Below are 1,742 nucleotides of genomic sequence, written 5' to 3'. Positions count from 1 at the left end.
GTCCACGCCGCCGCGGGCGCGTTCGAGTGCGGCGTGCGGGTCGGTCGGCAGGCCCCACAGGGCGGCCACCGCCGAGTCCGGGCGGGTCGGCACAAAGCCCACCACGGTGTCCGCGAGCAGTTCCCTGCGTAGCAGCCGCAGCGCCACGGCGGCGAGGTCGGCGTCGGTGCCCGCCACGATCAGCGACGGCTCCAGCACGGGATCGACGTCGGTCCTGCCGGGGCGTTCGGGCAGCTCGGCCACCCGGAGGTCGCCCGTCGGCAACGCGTCCGTCGCGTCCCCGCAAGCCAGTACCAGTCCACCCACGGAGCGCTCCTCGGTTAGGCTCGGTCACCGGCGATTTCCACCAGCGCCACGCTCTTCTCGACCGTCGAATACCAGGAGTGTCACATGCCGGCCATCGTGCTCGTCGGGGCCCAGTGGGGTGACGAAGGCAAGGGCAAGGCCACCGACCTGCTCGGCGACCGGGTCCGCTGGGTCGTCCGCTACCAGGGCGGCAACAACGCGGGGCACACGGTCGTGCTGCCCGACGGGCAGGACTACGCACTGCACCTGATCCCGTCCGGCATCCTCACCCCGGGCATCACGAACGTCATCGGCAACGGCGTGGTGATCGATCCGGGGGTGCTGCTGGACGAGCTGTCCGGGCTCGAGGAGCGCGGGGTGGACACCGACCGGCTGCTCATCTCCGCGGACGCGCACCTGATCATGCCGTACCACGTCGCCATCGACAAGGTGACCGAGCGCTACCTCGGGGCGAAGAAGATCGGCACCACCGGCCGCGGCATCGGCCCCTGCTATCAGGACAAGATCGCCCGGGTGGGCGTGCGGGTGCAGGACCTGCTCGACGAGAAGATCCTGCGGCAGAAGGTCGAGGCGGCCCTCGAGTTCAAGAACCAGGTGCTGGTCAAGGTCTACAACCGCAAGGGCCTCGACGTGGACGAGGTCACCGACACCGTCCTGGAGCAGGGCGAGCGGTTCGCGCACCGGATCGCCGACACCCGGTTGGAGCTCAACCGGGCGCTGGAACGCGGCGAGACGGTGCTGCTGGAGGGCTCGCAGGGCACCCTGCTCGACGTCGACCACGGCACCTACCCGTTCGTCACCTCGTCCAACCCCACCTCCGGCGGGGCCAGCGCCGGGTCCGGCATCGGGCCGGGCCGGATCAGCACCGTGCTCGGCATCGTCAAGGCCTACACCACCCGGGTGGGCTCGGGCCCGTTCCCGACCGAGCTGCTCGACGAGTCCGGTGAGGGGCTGCGCAAGTCCGGCGGGGAGTTCGGCGTCACCACCGGCCGCTCGCGCCGCACCGGCTGGTTCGACGCGGTGATCGGCCGCTACGCCGCGCGCGTCAACGGCATCACCGACTACTTCCTCACCAAGCTCGACGTGCTCTCCGGGCTGGAGCGGATCCCGGTGTGCGTGGCCTACGAGGTGGACGGCTTCCGCACCGAGGACATGCCGATGACGCAGACCGAGGTGCACCACGCCGTGCCGATCTACGAGGAGCTGCCCGGCTGGGCCGAGGACATCAGCGGCTGCCGCAGCTTCGCGGACCTGCCCGCCAACGCGCGTGCCTACGTCGAGCGGCTGGAGGAGCTGATGGGCGCGCGGATCTCCGCGATCGGTGTCGGGCCGGGCCGCGAGCAGACCATCGTCCGGCACGAGTTCGCCTGACCACCGCGCCCGGCCGGGGTGCCCGCCGTCCCGGGATCGGCGGGCACCCGGCGCGACGAGCGGTG

At 71.5% G+C, this 1,742-nt stretch carries 1 protein-coding gene and 1 pseudogene; one reads left to right on the top strand and one right to left on the bottom strand.

Annotated elements, in window-relative coordinates:
* Positions 1-306: pseudogene (locus tag ACTIR_RS26235) on the bottom strand (hypothetical protein); the annotation flags it as partial.
* 84 nt (positions 307-390) lie between these two features.
* On the opposite strand from ACTIR_RS26235, the gene ACTIR_RS0103455 reads away from it, so the two are divergent.
* Positions 391-1,677: an adenylosuccinate synthase gene (locus tag ACTIR_RS0103455; RefSeq protein ID WP_026453234.1), complete on the top strand. Its 1,287-nt coding sequence runs from the start codon at positions 391-393 to the stop codon at positions 1,675-1,677.
* Positions 1,678-1,742: the final 65 nt, after the last annotated feature.

The organism is Saccharomonospora iraqiensis subsp. iraqiensis, assembly GCF_000430445.1.
GTDB classification, from domain to species: Bacteria; Actinomycetota; Actinomycetes; order Mycobacteriales; family Pseudonocardiaceae; genus Saccharomonospora; species Saccharomonospora iraqiensis.
Note: the sequence above shows the minus strand (reverse complement) of the source record. Positions and strands in the feature narration are given on the sequence as shown.

What these genes read in the sequence shown, in the direction of transcription:
- ACTIR_RS0103455 (WP_026453234.1), top strand. Translation starts at nt 391, where the DNA reads ATGCCGGCCATCGTGCTCGTCGGGGCCCAGTGGGGTGACGAAGGCAAG.